Raw genomic sequence first — 18,073 nt, 5'->3', positions numbered from 1 at the left:
CCACACCATGTCCGACCGCCTCGCCCTGCTCCTCCTCGCCTGCACCCTGGCCACAGTGATCGCCACCCTGACGGCAGCCGCCGCCGGCTACCTCGCCCGCCGCGACCACGCCACCTACCCCACCGCCCTGACCCACGCGGCCCTCGCCTTCACCACCACCCTCGCCCTCACCACAACCCTGACCACCACCCTGACCCTCCTGCTCCCCGGCTGAGGCCCCCGCCTCACCCCGCCCTACCGCACGCAGAAGGGGTGCCCCGATTCGGGGCACCCCTTCTGACGTGCGGTGATGCTGACGTCGTCAGCTACGCGGAGGCGGTGGGATTTGAACCCACGGTGACGGGTTACGCCACGACGGTTTTCAAGACCGTTCCCTTCGGCCGCTCGGGCACACCTCCCCGCGCCACCCCCGTCAGGGGCAGCGCCCGACCAGGGTAGCGGCTCGGTGAGGAGGAGCGGACCGGTGGCCCGTATCCGGTGGCGAGAGGCGTGGCGGCCGGGTCGCCCGCTCAGGGGGAGCCCCGGCCGTCATGCGCCGTTGCCGTGGGACGGCCATCGGCCGACGTGCCCGGTCAGGGGCCCTACACAGGCCCGGTCACCAGGTCAGGAGGCGGTCGTGGCCTGAGGTCAGGGTGCCGGAGGAGAGGATGATGTCGAGGTGGTGGTTCGTGCTGCGTGCCCCGTCGGACTCCGCGGTCTCGGGCAGCTCCGCGCCCAGGCCGATGTGGATACCGAAGTGGCGCTCGGTCCAGTGGTACGCCGCCTCGTGCGCCCGCGCCGCCGCGATCACCGCGCGGGACTGGCCGACTCCGAGTTCGCCGACCTGCCGCAGCCCCGGCAGCCTCGTGAGAGCCTCCTCGAGGTCTGCACAGAGCGGTTTCCTGTTGCCGGCCACGCCGACGATCTGGCCCTTGTCGAACGTCAGCGTCAGATCTCCCGGCCGTACGGCCCCGTACTTGCGGCCGAACGGGACCGTGCCGATCACCCAGCCCTCGACGGCGAGTTCGCCGTCCGCTGACCGGGGGAGGCAGGCGACTTCCCCGCTGGGCAGTACGTAGTCGTCCGCTTCGAGACCGCTGTACGAGACCCATTCGCTGCCCGAGCAGTCGAAGACGACTCGGCTGGAGGGCTTCGTGGAGTCCTCGGAACCCTTCGGACCCGGTTGTTCCGGTCCCTGATAGACCAGTTCCGAACTGCCCTGAAGCGCTTCCTGGATATCGTTGCAGCGTTCCAGAACGGCGTGCGGGTCCTCCGCGAACAGGGCGGCGAAATTCTCGTCCCATACGTCGACGAGGAGCTTCAGCCGCGTGACCCGCCAGTCGGCGAAGTGCTCCATCGTGTCCTTGTATTCAGGGAAACGACGGGCCACTGTCGCCCGCTTCACATGGAAGCCGAGGAAGCCGACGTCGGGAGTGTTCTTGTAGCGGAGTGCGATTTCCTCTGCCTTCTCGGGAGGTGTTTCCCCCAAGACAATCGTTTCCGTGGAATCCAGCCGCTCCCGGACCGCCTCGGCGATCCGCTCCTGCGCGGCCGGTTCGTGAACGATGACCCAGTGCGTGATCGAGCGCGGGAGGTAGGCGATGAGATGATCCACCGCCTGGCCCCACGCTTCTGAGGTGCCGGTCAGCATCCGCTGGGCTCGGCTACACCCACTTGACTTCTTCGGTCCATATGACGTCGGGCCGGCCGTCGTGCCGCACCTTGGGTTTCGGCGGACCGTCGGTCATGAATTCCGTCAGATCGAGGTCGGGCATGACCGTGTCGACGGGGAGTTGGGAGTCGCGTTCGGCCTGTTCGGGGGTTGCGAGAGTTCTCACTCTTGTCCCTCCTGTCCTGTTGGACTCAACAGTTCTCAAGGCTGCCGCCCTCCTCGAAACCTGTCAACACCACCTTGTTTCACGGGAGTTGGTGAGCACGGGATTTCCGCCAGGGCGCCCGGCCAGGTGCCGGGAAGGGAAGTGCGGGCGCGCGAGCAGGCCCCGCTTCCGCCCCGCCCCCAAGCAGGGGCGGGGCGGAAGCGGCGGCGCGACGCGGTGTGCGGCGATCCGCTAGTCGTCGCCCTTCTTCGAACCGAGCGTGACGTCCACCGTGTGCTCCTGGCCACCGCGCTTGTAGGTCAGCTTGACCGTCTCGCCCGGCTCGTGGGTCCAGATGGTGCCGATCAGCGTCGGGCCGCTGTCTATGACCGTGTCGTTCAGCTTGGTGATCACATCGCCGGACTTCAGACCGGCCTTGTCCGCGGGGCCGCCCTCGGGGATGGCGGCGGAGCCGCCCTCGCCCTGATCGGCGATCGTCGCGCCGTCGCCGCTCTCGCTCAGCTCGACCGTGGCACCGATGACCGGATAGACGGGCTCGCCGGTCTTGAGGAGCTGGCCCGCGACGCGCTGTGCCTGGTTCACGGGGATGGCGAAGCCCAGGCCGATGCTGCCGGACTGCGACTCGCCGCCCATGCCGCCCCCGCCGCCGCTGGGCTGAATGGCGGAGTTGACGCCGATGACCGCGCCCTCCGCGTTCAGCAGCGGGCCACCGGAGTTGCCGGGGTTGATGGACGCGTCCGTCTGGATGGCGCTCATGTACGACGCGCTGCTGCTCTGGCCGTCGCTGGAGGCCACGGGGCGGTTCTTGGCGCTGACGATGCCCGTCGTGACCGTGCCGGAGAGGCCGAAGGGGGCGCCGATGGCGATCGTGGCATCGCCGACCTGCACCTCGTTGGACTTGCCGAGCGGCAGCGGGTTCAGCTTGCGGTCGTCCGCGTTCTTGAGCTTGAGGACCGCGATGTCATAGCCCTGGGCCTTGCCCACGACCTCGGCCGAATACTTCTTGCCGTCGGAGAACGTCGCCGTCAGCTTGCCGCCGTTTGCCGCGCTGGCCACCACGTGGTTGTTGGTGAGGATGTGGCCCTGCTTGTCGTAGACGAAGCCGGTGCCCGTGCCCTCCTCGCTGCTGCCCGCGGCGTTGATCGTCACGACGCTGGGCAGCGCCTTGGAGGCTATGCCGGCGACGGACTTCGGGGAGCGGTTGAGCGTCTTCGGATCCGAGTCCGAGGAGATGGTGGTGGAACCCCCGCCGTCACCACGCTCCGCCGCCACGAAGCCGAGGCCGCCGCCGATGCCGCCCGCGACGAGCGCCACCGCGATGGCCGCGGCGATCAGACCGCCGGAGCGCCGCTTCCTGCCCGGATCGGGCGCGGGCGGGGCCGCCCACGGGTTGTGCGGGTCACCAGGGCCGCCGGGCCCACCCGGACCGCCGGGGCCTCCAGGGCCGGGCCCTCCTGGACCACCTGGACCACCCGGACCGCCTCCGTACGGCGGCATGCCGCTGCCCGCGCCCCACTGCGCGGTGTCCCCGACGCCGGGCGCGCCAGGCGCTCCGGGCGAGCCGGGAACGGGCGGCGGCGGCGCGTGCCCCATCGGCGCGGCCGGGGGCTGCTGGGGAGGGGGAGGCGTGGCGTCTGGCTCGGGCTTGCTCATGACGGGGCCGCCCTGCCCCGCACCGTCCGCGACGGTGGGCGCGGAGGCGGGGAGCGGAGGCGTGCCGGGCGCGGCATCCGCACGTGCGGCGCCGGTACCGCCCGTGCCGCCGCTGCCGCCCGTGCCGCCGGAGGACTCGGCGGGGCCCGGAGCCGCCGACGCCTGGGCGGCGGCCCCCTGGAGGTCGGTCGTCCTCTCTGTCCTCTCTTCGGAATCCCTGTCCGGCACCGCAGGGGGCGTGGGTGTCGGCCCCGCCGCCGGTGTGACGGCAGCTCCCTCGTTCTCGGTGCTCACAACTCTCTCCTCAGGTACACGACATCGCAGGGACGGAGGTTCATGTATTCGGGTATCCGTACACAGCCTTTCCCATGGCGTGTCAGACGGGCGTAAGTCGTCGCGCGCCTGTGGACTGTCATCCTTTACGCCACACGTACTGAGCGCATCCGCAGCGGGCCCACGGGGCAGCCATCCGGGTCCCGGTGGCACGATAACCCGGTGAGCTATGAGATCCGCCCGGGGTCACGGGCCTCTCCTTCCCGCCCGATCTCCGTCATCGCGCACCGCGGCGCGTCCGACGAGGCACCGGAACACACCCTCGCCGCCTACCGCAAGGCGATCGAAGAGGGCGCGGACGCGCTGGAGTGCGACGTACGGCTCACCGCCGACGGCCATCTCGTCTGTGTGCACGACCGCCGTGTGAACCGGGTGTCCAACGGCCGGGGCGCCGTATCGGCGCTGGAGCTGGCCGAGTTGGCCGCGCTCGACTTCGGCTCCTGGAAGGGCGGCCCCGGCACCGATCAGTACGAGTCCCCGGACAGCGAGGACTCCGAGCGCACCTCCGTACTGACGCTGGAGCGGCTGCTGCGGCTCGTGGCCGAGGCGCCGCGCCCGGTGGGGCTGGCGATCGAGACGAAGCACCCGACGCGCTGGGCGGGCCACGTCGAGGAGCGGCTGCTGGCGCTGCTGGCGCGCTCGCCCGTGACCTCGCCCGTACGGATCATGAGCTTTTCCGCCCGCTCCCTGCACCGGGTGCGATCGGCGGCGCCGCACATTCCGACCGTGTTCCTGATGCAACTGCTGCTGCCGCGGCACAGGGACGGCAGCCTGCCGCCCGGGGTGCGGATCGCCGGGCCCAGCATCCGCATCCTGCGCGCGCACCCGGAGTACGTGGAACGCGCGCACCGCGCGGGCAACGAGGTGCACGTGTGGACGGTGAACGAGCCGGGGGACGTGGAGCTGTGCGTACGGCTCGGCGTGGACGCGGTGATCACCAACCGTCCGCAGCAGGTGCTGGCCCAGCTCACCGAGGCCGGCGCCCGGGACCCGGGCTGAGCCCGCGCCGCGGGCGTATGCGTGAGCGCGGAATTCCCGGGCACTTTCCGCACGTGACCCCATGTGCCGCGAAGAGTTTCATCCCGCACTCACCTGGAGTGCACCGGCGCATTCGCTCCGTATTCGATCGTTGCGAATGCGTCAAGAGACTATGGATGGCCGGTTTCCGATCCACTTCGTGGGGGCATTCATCCCACTGGCGTGGGGCAAAGGAGGTCTCGGGGGTGGCGTTGGTGGTGGCACAGGAGGTGCCTACTTCGTCGACCATGGCCGTGCTCCATGGTCCGGCGGGTGTGGGAGCGGCGCGGCGCAGAATGCGCGAGGAACTGCTCGCGAGCGGTGCGCCGGATCCGGTCGTGGAAGACGCGGTGCTCATTCTTTCCGAACTGCTCAGCAATGCGTGCCGGCACGCACGGCCGCTGAGCGAGGACCAGTGCATCCGCGCGGCCTGGAGCCGCGACACAAAGGGCGAACTCACCGTCTCCGTCACGGATGGTGGCGGCCCGACCCGACCACTTCCAGCCACTCCGTCGGTGACGGCGCGTGGCGGCAGGGGCCTCGCCATCATCACGGCCCTCGCCCGTGACTGGGGTGTCGACGAAGAGGTCCACGAACTGCCCGACGGCATGGGCGACGGCGACGAGGCCAAGGGCGTGACCGTCTGGGCCGTGCTGGCCTCCGAGAACGGGTTCGGCGACGGCTACGACAGCAGCAACGGCAACGGCTTCGCTGACAGTCTCGGGTTCGACCTGGCCTCGATCGACGAGCTGCGCTAGGGCAGCACCGGGCGAGCCACACCGGGAGCGACGGTCGCGCCGTGTCCACGCGCGCGCCGTCGCTCACCGTCGCCCGTACCGCGCACCCTCCCGGCGCGAATCCCCCTCTCCGACGCGCCCCGCCCCAACCGGCGCGGCCTCGTGCGGCCCCGCGCGGACACGGTGCGTGCGCACAGCCCCGCCCTACCCCTCCCCCTCGGGCCCCGGCGCCCGGTCCCCGACACGTCCTGCCGGAGTACCGGAGGGCTCAGCGGCTAGGCTCGCGGCGACACTTCGAACCGTCCGTCCGCAGACCTGGAGAACCGCACGCCATGGCCAAGAAGCGCCGACCGCAGACCAAGGCAGCGACGCCGCAGCTCGTCGACGGGGAGGTGCCCGTCGTCGGCGCGCGCGAGCCGTGTCCGTGCGGCTCGGGCCGCCGTTACAAGGCGTGTCACGGGCGGGCAGCGGCCCACGCCGTGACCGAACTTGTCCACCGCCCCTTCGAGGGGCTTCCCGGCGAGGCCGACTGGGTGGCGCTGCGCGAGCTGGTGCCCGCCGCGACGGTGGAACTGACCCTCAAGGACGGGCTGCCGGAGGGCGTGCCCGTGGTGAAGCTGGCTACGGTGCTGCCCATGGCGTGGCCCGCGCTGCGCCGTGACAACGGCGAGGTCCTGCTCGGCCTCCAGAACGACACGGCGTCCGGCGACATCAGCCGCGACCTCGCCGACACCCTTCAGCGCGCGCTGGCCGCCGAGCCGGGTTCGCCCGTCGACACGGGGCGCCCCGCGCCGGACGGGCCGCGGCTCCAGGACCTTCTGGACTTGGAGGCTCCGTTCACGCCCGAGGTGCACAGCGGCTTCGAGTTCTGGGTGGAGGACGCCGAGCAGGCGGCCACGGGGGAGGTCGCGGCCTCTCTGGAGCGTGCCAATTCAGCCGCCATCCCGACGGCCCGGCTGAGCGGCGTCGAGGGGGCCTACTGGTGCGAGACGCCGGAGAAGAATCATCTGCGCTGGGTGATGACGCACCCCGAGGAGCGGCTTCTCGACGCCCTCGCGCGGCTGCACGCGGCGGGCGGCTCTTCGCTGGGAGAGGACACCCGGCTGGTCGGTTCGTTCCGCGCGCACGGCCTCACGGTGCCCGTCTGGGACCTCCCCAGCTCCATGACCTCGGAAGACTGCGAGAAGCCCGCGGCGGCGTTCGCGGAGAGGCTGGCCGAGGCGCTCGAGTCGAAGGCCCCGCTGACCGCCGACGAGCGCAAGGCGCGCAGCGGGCTCGCCAACCGTCAGGTCACTCTGAGCTGACGAGGAATTGAGAGTTCCGCAACGGTCCTGCGGAGAAAATGTGACCGTGACTCGCGTCACATTGGGGTCCGAACTGCCCATACTCACAGGTAAATCGGCGTCCGGATCTGCGCGATCGAATTTGCGAACAGCCGATCTCTTGTTACCTTTTTAGGAGCCCGGTCGCTGGTGCATCCCCCGTCGCCAGCGACCGGGTTCTTTGCTGCCCGGAACCCGGTTCGTGGTTCAACTTCCTTACGGCGCCGATGAGTTGCTCCCGGAGCGCAGCAGCAGCCGCTCTCCGTCGGGCGAGCCGATCTCCAGCACCGCCGAGTACGCCGGACCCCCGCCTTCCCGACCACGCTTCCCCGCGCGCTCCGCGCCCCTCGCGTCGCGCACCTTCTCGCGCGTCCGTTCACGGGGGGTCTCGCAGATGCCGGGCTCGTCGGAAGCTCCGTCCAGTTCGCAGGGCACCTGGACGGAGCTTCCGTCGGGCCGCATGAGCGTGAGCACTCCGCTGAGGGGCCCGTTGGTGGCGTTCCTGTAGTACGAGCGGGCCCAGATCTCATCGCCCTCGGAGACGACACAGGTCTGGGCCTCCACGCCGTCGGGCGAGGCGAGTTCGGGCCCGCACTCCGACACCGTCTCCCCTCCCGCGCTCTCCCCCGCACCGTCCATGTCCCCTCCGGGCCGCTGAGCGCCTCCCTGAGCGCCCCGCGCACCATCGGGCTCCGCACCGTGCGCGGGCGTACGCGGCGACGAGAGGGACGCGGGGGAGGCCTCCGGGGGCGACGACGGGGGAGTGGACGCCTCGGGGTCGCCGGGGGACGACGCCCCCGAGGACGGCGCGGGGCCCGCCGTCGCCGCCGCGAGGGGCAGCGCTGCGGCGAGCGCCACCGTGCTCGCCAGCGCGATCAGACGGAGGCGCGCGCCACGCTGCTGGCTGGCGCACTGCTGCGACTCATGCATGACGGGACCCACCTGCGACTCACGGGGACGGACGACGGAAACGCCCGGGACGAAGCGGCCAGCCACGGAGAGGGCCGGGAACGCGGGGACGGTAGGACGAAGATATCGGGGCAGACGGGGCCACTCCGGACGGCGAACGCCCGTTTCCCGTACAAGACCGGTCCGCTCCAACCCGTACGAGTGAAGGGCCCGCGCCGTCGGCGCGAGCCCTTCACTTCCCGTGTCGCGTAGGCGACGTGCCCGCGAGGGCCGTCACCCGCTCACGACGCCGTACTTGACGACGTCACACCTCACGACGCCGCACGCGGCGCTCAGTACGCGAGCCTGCTGCCCGTGTCCGGAGCCGTCGCGCTCGCCTCGACGAGCACGTCGAGCAGGGTCTCCATCCGCGGCAGCCACGGAGCACCGCCGCCCGCCGTGCCGCCCGCACGGCGTTCAGCGCGTCCTGCCGCGCGCCCGGCGCGCGGGCTTTCGGGCTCCCGCTCCCAGCGGACCTGACCGGCACCCGTGGGCGAGGGGGGCAGTGCGACATAGCCGCCCTCGCCGTGGAAGCGCAGCGAACTGGGCACCCAGTCGTGCGCGTAGAGCAGTTCGCCCAGTTCCTCCAGTTCGTACGGCTCGACCAGGAACGAGAAGCGGGTCAGCGTCGCGGCGACGGGGCCGACGCGCACCCCCAGCCGGTCGAAGTCCGCCAGGGCCTGGGCCCCCGCCGCCGCGGGAAGGCTGAGCGCGCACGGCGCGCTGCCGCCCGTGGCCAGGATCAGGGGGGCCATGGGCCGGTTGGTCCACCACCAGCGCACCATGCGCGCGTCGGTCGTCGCCGCCAGCAGTACCGGGTCGAAGGGGTGGGCACCCGGGACCGCGCACTCGGGGTCGGGACAGGAACAGGCCGGTGCCGGCACCGGTGCCGGGGAGGTCGCGGGACCGCCTTCCGGGAGGTCCTGTTCGGACTGGCGTTTGGACGGGGCAGGGGACGGGGAGGACGGGAGGGCCGCGCCAGGGACGACGGGCCAGTGCCACTGGGTGGCACAGGTGAGCGCCGCGTTGCGCAGCGTTGACCGGGTCATGCGTCGCCTTCCGAGGATCTCGCGCATATGCGCTCGTTCCTTTCCGTAAACGCCAAGGGGTCGTCTCGTCAGAGATCGTCTAGCCCATCACACCACGTAGATCTTCAGTGACTGCGCGTAGAGAACAGCGCATCATGCCGTAGGCCGAGCGTGGAACATGGCGGGGGGTGGCGTGCGCCTGGCGCTTGCGCTCCGTACCGCCACTCGTGCGTGGTGCTGCTTGAACTGCGCCTGTCCTGCGTGATGCTTTCCCGCCAGTACGGGGGTGGGTCGTGGCCACCGCATCTATAGACGCTGAGTGTTCCCACCGGGTTCCGTACCCGCGACAGCCGCGCCAACCCTCCCGACCAGCAGCCTCAAGAGACGTTGGTGCGTGTGGGTTTGCGGAATGACCCCCAGTCGACAGCAAATATCGCTTCACAGGGTCTGTTTTCCGCCAACCTCGAACACTACCGGCCTGCCCGCGTGAAGTCATCGGCGTCACATGGACACCATCGGCCTCGTAAGGACAATGCTGGACATCCCGACATCCAGCCGTGTACATCTGGAACCATTGATAGCGGAGCAGCATGACATGGGGGTTTGCGATGCTATTGAGAGAAATGAACTGCTGTGAAAGCCCGGGCGCATGAGCCCCCCGAGGCCACCGAAAGTGGCCGGAATCCAACCCGCCATTTCTCCGCCGTCGCAGACTGCGCCCGCTCCGGGCGGCCCCCCTGTGGAGCCCCTCGCCGCCGCTCAGGACCGCATGGCCGAGTCCCTCACCGATCTGACGTCGCTCCACGAACTCACCGAACGGCTCGCGCGCACCGCGACCCTCGATGACGCGCTCCACGAAGTGCTCCGCGCCGGAGCCGCCCTGGTCGGGGCGCGGCGCGGGATGATCGCACTCGAGGCGTCGGAGCGCACGGGGCCCGAGCGCACCGTCGGACTCGGTCTCGGACGCGCCGACCTCGGCCACATCGAGACCGTCCCGCGCGGCTCCGCCTCCCACGCCCGCCTCCTCGACGGGCTCCCCGATGACCTCCCCGCCATGCCGGGCGGCTCCACGCGCACCGCCTCCGGAACCGTCGCCGGTATGCACCGTCGCACGGGACACGCACCGCGCACTCCCGGCACGCACACCCCCGGCGCCGACGGTTCCGTATCCGCACCCGCGTCCGTATCCGCACCCGCGTCCGCGTCCACGTCGGCCCCCGTCGCCCCGGACCCCGGAACCGGGCAGGCGCCAAGCCCCGAGATCGTCCACCCCGACATCGCCGCGGACGGCGCGCTCGACCCCCGTCACCGCGAGGTCGCCGCGCGCCTCGGGTGCGCCGCGAGCTACGCCGTCCCCCTCGCCACCGGGCTCGCGGGCCGCATCGCCGCCGCCGTCTGGCTCTACGACGAGCCCGCGCGCCCCACGGACCGGCAGCGCCACCTCCTCGGCCGCTATCTGCGGCAGGCGGCCGAACACCTGGCCCACCACCTCGACCTGGACCGCGCCCGCCACGACGTGGCCGCGCTGCGCGAGGAGCTGCTGCCCAGCAGGCTCCCGCGCGTGCCCGGCGTGCGGCTGGCCGTGCGGCACAGGAGCGGTCCGCGCGGCGGCGGCGACTGGTACGACGCGCTGCCGCTGCCCGAGGGCGCCCTCGGGCTCGCCGTCGGCGGGGTCAGCGGGAGCGGGCCCGGCGCGATGGCGGCGATGGCCAGGCTGCGGGCCTCCCTGCGCGCGTACGCGGTGATGGAGGGCGAGGATCCCGTCGCGGTCCTCTCCGATCTGGAGCTGCTGCTGCGGCTGACGGAGCCGGCGCGCTCGGCGACGGCGCTGTTCGCGTACGCGGAACCCGCCTCCCGCAAGGTCACCGTCGCCGGGGCCGGGCACTGTCCGCCGCTGCTCGTGGGGCCCGCGCGCACGGAGTTCGTGGAGACCACGCTCTCGGCGCCGCTGGGCATGCTCGCCTGCTGGGAGGCGCCCAGCGCCGAGCTGTTCCCACGCGAGGGCGAGACGCTGCTCCTCTACAGCGACGGGCTGCTGCACCGCACGGGCGCCCCCATGGACCGGGCCCTCGCCCGGCTGCACGCGGCCGTCGCCTGCGCGCCTCCCGTGGTGCGGACGGAGCCGGAGGCGCTGACCGAGCACGTGCTGCGCACGGTGCTGCCCGACGGGCTCGCCGACCAGGAGGACCACCCGGAGGACGTCGTCCTGCTGGCCGCCCGATTCTGACCCCGCTGACCCCGCTGCCCCTCGCTGCCCCTCGCTGGCCCCCACTGCCCTCGTTGCCCCACTGTCCCCCCGCTGCCCCCATTGACCCGCCGCGCCGTTCTCTGCCGGAAACGTCACAGGTGCGCGGCCCTGGACCAGCCTCCGCTCGCCCATACGATGGAAGGCGGTCTTACACCATCCAGAGGAGGCAGACGTGGCGGACGCCGCCGACGAACAGGCGATCAAGCAGCGGAAGAATGGCCTGTACTCGGGCGTCTCGGACGAGCTGGCCGAGAACATGAAGACCGGCTGGGCCGACACGGAGCTGCGTGACCTGGAGCCCGTGCCCCAGGCGGAGCGCACAGCCGAGCGCCGCGCCCGCCTCTCCGAGCGCTTTCCCGGCGAGCGGCTGGTGGTCCCGTCAGGCAACCTCAAGACGCGTTCCAACGACACGGAGTACGCCTTCCGCTCCGCCGTCGAGTACGCCTACCTCACCGGTGACCAGACCGAGGACGGCGTCCTCGTCATGGAGCCCGCCGAGCGGGGCGGCCACGACGCCACGCTCTACCTCCTCCCCCGCTCCGACCGCGAGAACGGCGAGTTCTGGCTCGACGGCCAGGGCGAGCTGTGGGTCGGCCGCCGCAACAGCCTCGGCGAGGCGTCGCAGCTCTACGGGATGCCCTGCGAGGACGTCCGCACCGTCGCCGACGTGCTGCGCGCCGCCACCGGGCCCGTCCGCGTCGTGCGCGGCCACGACGCGGGGGTCGAGGCGGCGCTCACGGACAAGGTCACGGCGGAGCGCGACGAGGAGCTGCGGGTCTTCCTCTCCGAGCTGCGGCTGGTCAAGGACGCGTTTGAGATCGGCGAGCTCCAGAAGGCGTGCGATTCCACCGCGCGCGGCTTCGAGGACGTCGTGAAGGTCCTGGACCGGGCCGAGGCCACCTCGGAGCGGTACATCGAGGGAACGTTCTTCCTGCGCGCCCGCGTCGAGGGCAACGACATCGGCTACGGCTCCATCTGCGCCGCCGGCCCGCACGCCACCACCCTGCACTGGGTGCGCAACGACGGCCCGGTCCGCTCGGGCGACCTGCTCCTGCTGGACGCGGGCGTGGAGACCCACACCCTCTACACCGCCGACGTCACCCGCACGCTCCCCGTCAACGGCCGCTTCAACAGCCTCCAGCGCAAGATCTACGACGCGGTGTACGAGGCCCAGGAGGCGGGCATCGCCGCGGTGCGCCCCGGCGCCGCGTATCTGGACTTCCACCACGCGGCACAGCGTGTCCTCGCGACGAAGCTGGTCGAGTGGGGTCTGCTGGAGTACGACGTCGAGAAGGTCCTGGAGCTGGGCCTCCAGCGCCGCTGGACCCTGCACGGGACGGGCCACATGCTCGGCATGGACGTGCACGACTGCGCCGCCGCCCGCCGCGAGACCTACGCGGACGGCACCCTGGAGCCGGGCATGTGCCTGACGGTGGAGCCCGGCCTGTACTTCCAGGCCGACGACCTCACCGTCCCCGAGGAGTACCGCGGCATCGGCGTCCGCATCGAGGACGACATCCTCGTGACGGAGGACGGCAACCGCAATCTGTCGGCCGCGCTGCCGCGCACCAGCGCCGACGTCGAGGACTGGATGGCGCGGCTGCGGGCATGAGCCGCGCGCACGGGCGGTGAGGCGCCGCTCCCGGCCCGGTCGATCCGGCCCGGTCGATCCGGACCGGTCGATCCGGACCGGTCGATCCGGACCGGTCGGTCCGGCCCCGAGAGGGGCGGGGCCCCGGCTTCGATAAGGAGGGGCCCGGGAGCGGGGCTTTGCGTAGCCTGAAGGCGTCTGTCACGGACAAGGAAAAGAGCACACGTTGGTCACCCGGTTCCGGCCCGGACTGCTGTCCGCGTTCCCCTTCCTTGCCATGGCCGTCATCGTCGTCGCCGACATGACGGCGGGCCCCGGAGTCGGGCTGACGCCGATGATGGCGCTGGGCCCCGCCTTCGCCGGGCTGATCGGCGGCAAGCGGCGCACCGCCGTGATCGGCGTCGTCGCGCTCGGCCTCTCCTTCGCCCTCATCGTCTACAACGGCCAGGTCGGCGAGCGCCGCGGCTACGCCACGCTGATCTCCGTCGCCGGTGTCGCGGTGGCCGGTCTGGTCGCCACCGCGATGCGGCAGCGGCGCGAGGCCGAGCTGGCCAGCGTCCGGTCCATCGCGGAGGTCGCGCAGCGGGTGCTGCTGCGGCCCGTGCCGCGCAGCGCCGGGCATCTGCGGGCCGCCGTCTCCTACACCTCGGCGGTGGCCGAGGCGCGCATCGGCGGGGACCTGTACGAGGTGGTGACCTCCCCGGCCGGGGTGCGGGTCATCGTCGGCGACGTGCAGGGCAAGGGCCTGGAGGCGGTGGAGACGGCGGCCGTCGTGCTCAACGCCTTCCGGGAGGCCGCCTACGACGAACCCGACCTCGCCACCGTCGGCGACCGCCTGGAACGGGCGCTGGACCGGCATCTGCTGGGGGAGAAGTTCGTGACGGCCGTCCTGGCCGAGGTCCGCGAGCGCGACCGCGCCGTGCTGCTCAACTACGGGCACCCGGCGCCCCTGGTGATACGGCCCGACGGCACCGTCCACTACGCCGAACCGCCGGACCGCGCCCTGCCGCTCGGCCTCGGCATCCACGGCGCTCCCGCGCCGCAACCGCACCGGGTGCCGTTCGTCCCCGGCGACCAGTTGCTCTTCTACACGGACGGCGTCAGCGAGGCCCGCGACCGCGGCAACACGTTCTATCCGCTGGAGCGCCGCTCCGAGCTGCTCAAGGACCCCGATCCGGAGGCGGCGCTGGACGCCGTGCGCCAGGATCTGGAGTCGCACGTCGGGGCGCCGCTGCACGACGACGCGGCGATGCTGTTGCTGCGCTACCGGGACCAGTGAGGGGACGGGGGCGTCGCGGACACGGGAACGGGAGCAGGGGGCGGGGGGCGGGGGGCGGGTGCTCAGGACGCCTTCAGCAGCGCGCCCGCGTCCTCGACACCCCGGCCGCCGCGCCACTTGAGCGTCTTGTCGAAGCTGACGACCGCGCCGCCACCGCAGTCCGCGTGGTCGCGGAAGCGGACGTGGTCGGCCAGGGATTCGATGAGGAAGAGCCCCCGGCCGTCCTCCGCGTCCACGGCGGCGCGGTCCGGGGGCCCGGGTTTCCCCGATTTCCCGCGACGGCCGAATCCAGGGCCGGTGTCCGCCACCTCGATGCGGCAGCGGTCGCCGTCGAGATAGGCGGTGACGCGGTACGCGTCGTCAGGGCGCTCGCCCGTGCGGCCCGGCTCGCCGCCGCAGGGTTCGACGCCGGGTCCGTCGGCGCCGGACCGGTCCGCGCCCGACTCGCCCGTACCGTGCTCGACCGCGTTGGCGCACGCCTCGGTGAGGGCGAGTGACAGGTCGTAGGAGATCTCCGGATCGACCCCCGCCGTCTCCATCGCGCCCAGCAGCAGCCTCCGGGCGAGCGGCACACTTGCCGCCTCGCGCCTCAGCTGGAGGGACCACCACATGCTCATGTCCCGACCTCCCAGGCCACGGCTCGACGGTTGGCCACGAGGCCGCCCCGGCCATACCGATACGTATTGCCGCGCCCGGCCCGCGCTACGCCCGTCGTCGGCGTGATGCCGCTCATTCGGACGAGGCTCTGAACCCACATGAGCGGCAGATCGCCACGGGAGCACCTTCGTACCCTTCGTACCCTGCCGGGTCCACGGCGGCACTCCGGTGAGATGATGGCGCCGCCATGACTGCCGGGGCGGATCTCAGACTGCTGCGGGCCGCGGTGTTCACCGCGGTCTGCGTCGCGCTGTCCGCCGCCGGGCACGTCCTCGTCGGCGGGCGCGTTGTCCCCCTCTGGTCGCTGGGCCTCGGCTGCGCCGTCGTCTTCGCCGTGGCCGCGCCGCTCGCCGGGCGCGAGCGGTCGCTGCCCGGCATCGCGGCGCTTCTGGCGGTGGGACAGCTCGCGCTGCACACCCTCTTCGCCTGCGGTCGGCAGCCCGTCCCCCGTGCTTCTTCCGGCAGCGGGGGCGCCGGGAGCGACGGCGGTGTGGTGGCGCTGGCGGAGAAGCTGCTGTGCAACGAGCACGCCGCCGGTTCCCTGAGCGAGTCCGAGGCACGGCGCGTCGTCTCCGACGCCGGGCTGTCCGCGGGGCATCTGACGCAGCAGGCCGGGCAGGCGGGCGCCTCGGGCGCCGCGCACCTGGGGCACGCGGGGCACGCCGGGCACGGCGGCGCCGAAGCGGCGGGCAGCGCGCTGTCGGCCGGGCCGGCTGTCGGCACCCCGCTGGAGTGCCTGCGCGACGCGGCGCGCGCCGCGCTCTCCCTGCTCGACGGCCCCATGCTGCTGGGCCATCTGCTCGCCGCGCTCGCGCTCGGCTGGCTGCTGCGCCGCGGTGAGGCCGCGCTGTGGCGGCTGGTCAGGCTCTCCGCCGAGTCGGCGGTGCCCGCGGCGGCGCGGCTGCTGCCCGTAAGGGCGCTGCGTACGGCGCTCGCCTGGGTACGGGCACTGCGCGCCGGGCTGCTTCCCCAGGCCCCGGCGTGGGCGCGCGCGGAGGGGGAGCGGGACGAGAGCGCGCCCGCTTCGGCGCTCCTCCAGCACTCCGTGCACCGGCGCGGGCCGCCGCGCACGGCGGATGTGTTCGCGCTCGCGGCCTGACGCACGACGCACCGCGCCCCAGCTCTCAGCTCCAGCTCCCGTACGGGTCACCGGAACGGACCGGAACGAGACAGGAGGGGAGGAGCGGACCGGGCGGGTGGCCGTGCGCGCCCGGACGCGCCGCGCCCCTGTGTCCCTTTCCTTCCCACCCCTCGCGTACCGCCGCGTGCCCGCCTCCGCGTGTGCCCGCGTACGCGTACGCGTCCGTCGACTTCAGTCCGCGGACCACGACCGGTCCGCCCTGCCCTGTCGGGAGCACCCACAGATGAAGACCTCACGCCGCGACGTCGCGGCCGTCGGCGCCCTCGCCGTCTCAGCGCTCGCCGCCGTCGTCCTGTGCGCCGGACCCGCGTCCGCGCACGTCAGCGTCGATCCGCAGGAGGCCGAGCAAGGCGGCTTCGGCACCGTCAACTTCAAGGTGCCCAACGAGCGCGACAACGCCTCGACCACCAAGCTCGAAGTCACCCTCCCCACCGACCACCCGCTCGCCTCGGTCATGCCGCAGCCGGTGCCGGGCTGGGACGTGGACGTCACCAAGTCCAAGCTGGACAAGCCGATCGAGATGCACGGCGAGAAGATCACGGAGGCCGTCACCAAGGTGACCTGGACCGGCGGGAAGATCGAGCCCGGCCAGTTCCAGCAGTTCCCCGTCTCCCTCGGACAGCTCCCGGAGGACGAGGACCAGCTCGTCTTCAAGGCGCTCCAGACGTACGACAACAAGGAGGTCGTGCGCTGGATCGAGGAGCCGGAGGAGGGGCAGCCCGAGCCCGAGAACCCGGCGCCCGTCCTCAAGCTGACGCCCGCCGCCGAGGACGAGGACGGCCACGGCGACAGCGGAGACGACGGCAAGCACGCGGACGACGAGGAGTCGGTCGCCGCCTCCGGTGACGACGCGAGCGGTACGGACACGACGGCGCGCGTGCTCGGCGTCGTCGGGATCGTCGTCGGTGTCGCGGGCGTCGCCTTCGGCGTGCTCGCCGGACGCAGGCGCTCCGCGTGACCGGACGCGTCGGAACCGCAGCCGGGACCAAAACCGGAACTCCAACCGGAACCGGGACGGTGACCACGGGGCCGTAGCCAGCCGCCCCGTACCGCCCGCACCCCAGGGAAAGCCAAGACCCCCATGCGCAAGCGCACCACCCACACGACCGGCACGCGGCGCGGCCCGCGGGCCCTCGCCGCCGCCACCGCGGCCTGCGCCGCCGCCGTGCTCGTCCTCGCGGGCTGCGGCTCCTCGGACGACGGCTCGAAGGACCCGGCCGCCGAAGGACCCGCCGCCTCCGTCGAGCCGCAGAAGAAGGGCGGCGTCGTGCTCGACCGCCCCTTCGAGAAGCCGGACCTCACCCTCACCGACACCAAGGGCGAGGAGTACGACCTGATCGAGAAGACCAAGGGCAAGCCCGTGCTGCTGTACTTCGGCTACACGCACTGCCCCGACGTCTGCCCGCTGACGATGAGCAACATCGCCATCGCCAAGTCGAAACTGCCGAAGGACGAGCAGAAGAAGCTCCAGGTCGTCTTCGTCACCTCCGACCCCGAGCGCGACACCCCGAAGGAACTCGGCCGCTGGCTGCGCGCCCAGGACCCGTCGTTCACCGGCCTGACCGGCGACTTCGACACCATCCAGGCGGGCGCGCGCGGCCTCGGCATCAACATCGACCCCGCGTACAAGAAGAAGAACGGCGACATCGTCTCGACGCACGGCGCGCAGGTGGTGGCCTTCTCGCCCAAGGACGACAAGGCCCACGTCCTCTACACCGAGGGCAACACCTCGCCGGAGATCCTGGAGAAGGAGCTTCCGAAGATCATCAAGGGGCAGAACCCGTGAGCACCGCAGACCCCGTGACCCCCGTACGCCGCCTCCCCGCCCTCGCGGGCGCGAGCGCCCTCGCGCTCACCCTCGCCCTCGCCCTCACGGGCTGCGCGGCGGAAGCGAAACCGGAACTGAAGGTCAGCGGCGCCTATATGCCGCAGCCCGTCACCGACACCATGGCGGGCGGCTTCCTCACCGTCACCAACAGCGGCGACGAGGCCGACAAGCTGACCTCCGTCAGCAGCGACGTCGCAAAGGAAGCCGAGATCCACCGCACCGTCGGGCAGAAGATGGAGCGGGTGAAGTCGCTGAAGGTGCCCGCGAACGGCGAGCTGAGGCTCGGCAGGGGCGGGAACCATCTGATGTTCCTCGGCCTCGAACACAAGCCGGCCAAGGGCGAGAAGGTGTCCGTGACGCTGCGCTTCGAGAAGTCCGGTGCCATGAAGGTCTCGGTGCCCGTCGAGTCCACGAACTACGTGCCGGACGGGACCACCGGGAAGTCCAGCGGGGAATCCAGCGGGAAATGAGGGA

Annotated in this window: 17 protein-coding genes and 1 tRNA gene; 11 read left to right on the top strand and 7 right to left on the bottom strand. The window is 72.0% G+C overall.

The genetic code is table 11. The features are described 5' to 3' along the window. Positions 1-7: 7 nt before the first annotated feature. Positions 8-214 (top strand): hypothetical protein, encoded by a 207-nt coding sequence (locus ACWGJ2_RS04090; protein WP_453344364.1) that lies wholly within the window; start codon positions 8-10, stop codon positions 212-214. A gap of 96 nt (positions 215-310) precedes the next feature. On the opposite strand, the gene ACWGJ2_RS04085 is transcribed toward ACWGJ2_RS04090, so the two are convergent. The 4 genes from ACWGJ2_RS04085 to ACWGJ2_RS04070 form a co-directional block, all read right to left on the bottom strand. Continuing rightward, positions 311-398, bottom strand: a tRNA-Ser gene (locus ACWGJ2_RS04085). Positions 399-595: 197 nt separating this feature from the next. Continuing rightward, complete coding sequence (locus ACWGJ2_RS04080) at positions 596-1,594, bottom strand: hypothetical protein (RefSeq protein WP_453344363.1); 999 nt, start codon at positions 1,592-1,594, stop codon at positions 596-598. Between the two features lie 49 nt (positions 1,595-1,643). Continuing rightward, positions 1,644-1,817: a hypothetical protein gene (locus tag ACWGJ2_RS04075; protein ID WP_453344362.1), complete on the bottom strand. Its 174-nt coding sequence runs from the start codon at positions 1,815-1,817 to the stop codon at positions 1,644-1,646. A 231-nt stretch (positions 1,818-2,048) separates the two neighbouring features. Then, a complete protein-coding gene (locus ACWGJ2_RS04070; protein WP_453344361.1) occupies positions 2,049-3,764 on the bottom strand; it encodes a S1C family serine protease in 1,716 nt (571 codons plus the stop codon). 201 nt (positions 3,765-3,965) lie between these two features. Between ACWGJ2_RS04070 and ACWGJ2_RS04065 the strand changes: the two genes are divergently transcribed. The 3 genes from ACWGJ2_RS04065 (at position 3,966) to ACWGJ2_RS04055 (ending at position 6,861) form a co-directional block, all read left to right on the top strand. Continuing rightward, a complete protein-coding gene (locus ACWGJ2_RS04065; RefSeq protein ID WP_453344360.1) occupies positions 3,966-4,802 on the top strand; it encodes a glycerophosphodiester phosphodiesterase in 837 nt (278 codons plus the stop codon). 266 nt (positions 4,803-5,068) lie between these two features. Next, positions 5,069-5,578, top strand: coding sequence for an ATP-binding protein (locus tag ACWGJ2_RS04060; RefSeq protein ID WP_453344359.1), 510 nt, complete (start codon positions 5,069-5,071; stop codon positions 5,576-5,578). 311 nt (positions 5,579-5,889) lie between these two features. Beyond that, positions 5,890-6,861 (top strand): DUF5926 family protein, encoded by a 972-nt coding sequence (locus tag ACWGJ2_RS04055; protein WP_453344358.1) that lies wholly within the window; start codon positions 5,890-5,892, stop codon positions 6,859-6,861. 234 nt (positions 6,862-7,095) lie between these two features. Here ACWGJ2_RS04055 and ACWGJ2_RS04050 read toward each other — a convergent pair whose 3' ends face one another. Together ACWGJ2_RS04050 and ACWGJ2_RS04045 are read right to left on the bottom strand one after the other, a co-directional pair. After that, positions 7,096-7,809 carry a hypothetical protein gene (locus tag ACWGJ2_RS04050; protein WP_453344357.1) on the bottom strand — a complete coding sequence of 238 codons (714 nt, stop codon included), beginning with the start codon at positions 7,807-7,809 and terminating at the stop codon, positions 7,096-7,098. A gap of 311 nt (positions 7,810-8,120) precedes the next feature. Then, positions 8,121-8,903 (bottom strand): bifunctional DNA primase/polymerase, encoded by a 783-nt coding sequence (locus ACWGJ2_RS04045; protein ID WP_453344356.1) that lies wholly within the window; start codon positions 8,901-8,903, stop codon positions 8,121-8,123. Between the two features lie 721 nt (positions 8,904-9,624). On the opposite strand from ACWGJ2_RS04045, the gene ACWGJ2_RS04040 reads away from it, so the two are divergent. From ACWGJ2_RS04040 to ACWGJ2_RS04030, 3 genes are all read left to right on the top strand, one after another. Further along, a complete protein-coding gene (locus ACWGJ2_RS04040) occupies positions 9,625-11,082 on the top strand; it encodes a PP2C family protein-serine/threonine phosphatase (RefSeq protein ID WP_453344355.1) in 1,458 nt (485 codons plus the stop codon). Positions 11,083-11,275: 193 nt separating this feature from the next. Beyond that, positions 11,276-12,715, top strand: a complete 1,440-nt coding sequence (locus tag ACWGJ2_RS04035; protein ID WP_453344354.1) for an aminopeptidase P family protein — start codon at positions 11,276-11,278, stop codon at positions 12,713-12,715. A 256-nt stretch (positions 12,716-12,971) separates the two neighbouring features. Continuing rightward, complete coding sequence (locus ACWGJ2_RS04030) at positions 12,972-13,973, top strand: PP2C family protein-serine/threonine phosphatase (RefSeq protein ID WP_453344476.1); 1,002 nt, start codon at positions 12,972-12,974, stop codon at positions 13,971-13,973. A gap of 62 nt (positions 13,974-14,035) precedes the next feature. On the opposite strand, the gene ACWGJ2_RS04025 is transcribed toward ACWGJ2_RS04030, so the two are convergent. Continuing rightward, positions 14,036-14,590, bottom strand: a complete 555-nt coding sequence (locus ACWGJ2_RS04025; protein ID WP_453344353.1) for an ATP-binding protein — start codon at positions 14,588-14,590, stop codon at positions 14,036-14,038. 227 nt (positions 14,591-14,817) lie between these two features. Here ACWGJ2_RS04025 and ACWGJ2_RS04020 point away from each other — a divergent pair, with 227 nt between their 5' ends. From ACWGJ2_RS04020 to ACWGJ2_RS04005, 4 genes are all read left to right on the top strand, one after another. Further along, positions 14,818-15,729 carry a hypothetical protein gene (locus tag ACWGJ2_RS04020; RefSeq protein ID WP_453344352.1) on the top strand — a complete coding sequence of 304 codons (912 nt, stop codon included), beginning with the start codon at positions 14,818-14,820 and terminating at the stop codon, positions 15,727-15,729. Between the two features lie 265 nt (positions 15,730-15,994). Next, positions 15,995-16,729, top strand: coding sequence for a YcnI family copper-binding membrane protein (locus ACWGJ2_RS04015; RefSeq protein WP_453344351.1), 735 nt, complete (start codon positions 15,995-15,997; stop codon positions 16,727-16,729). A 123-nt stretch (positions 16,730-16,852) separates the two neighbouring features. Continuing rightward, a complete protein-coding gene (locus ACWGJ2_RS04010) occupies positions 16,853-17,557 on the top strand; it encodes an SCO family protein (RefSeq protein ID WP_453344350.1) in 705 nt (234 codons plus the stop codon). After that, positions 17,554-18,069, top strand: a complete 516-nt coding sequence (locus tag ACWGJ2_RS04005; RefSeq protein ID WP_453344349.1) for a copper chaperone PCu(A)C — start codon at positions 17,554-17,556, stop codon at positions 18,067-18,069. The genes ACWGJ2_RS04010 and ACWGJ2_RS04005 overlap by 4 nt, the downstream gene beginning before the upstream one ends. The last annotated feature ends 4 nt before the right edge of the window (positions 18,070-18,073 follow it).

The sequence above is a fragment of the Streptomyces sp. NPDC054796 genome (genome assembly GCF_053611545.1).
This window is presented reverse-complemented; position numbering and strand designations above follow the sequence as displayed.